The following is a 248-nucleotide window of genomic DNA, read 5'->3' as shown; positions in this document are numbered from 1 at the left end:
GGGTGCTGTCGTTGACGCCCGGCGTATACAGCCCGCCCGCGCGGTAATCGCCGCGCGTGCTGGGGTCTGCGGAGGCGGCCTTGTACGGCGAGCCTTCAGGGCAATGCGCAGGGCGGCTGCCCTTGCCCGTGCCCTGCCCCTGCACCAGCGCGCCCGACGGTTTGCCGGTAGTGCCGCTCGCGCTGGGCGGCTTTTTAGGGGCACTGCTGCAGGCGGCCAGCGCCAGGATCAGCAGGCCGGGAACCGCC

1 pseudogene is annotated in these 248 nt (G+C 73.0%); it reads right to left on the bottom strand.

From position 1 onward, the window contains the following. Positions 1-248, bottom strand: a pseudogene (locus ACQG3P_RS21255) (septal ring lytic transglycosylase RlpA family protein); the annotation flags it as partial.

The organism is Stenotrophomonas sp. SrG (assembly GCF_050031795.1).
GTDB lineage: Bacteria > Pseudomonadota > Gammaproteobacteria > Xanthomonadales > Xanthomonadaceae > Stenotrophomonas > Stenotrophomonas rhizophila_A.
Note: the sequence above shows the minus strand (reverse complement) of the source record. Positions and strands in the feature narration are given on the sequence as shown.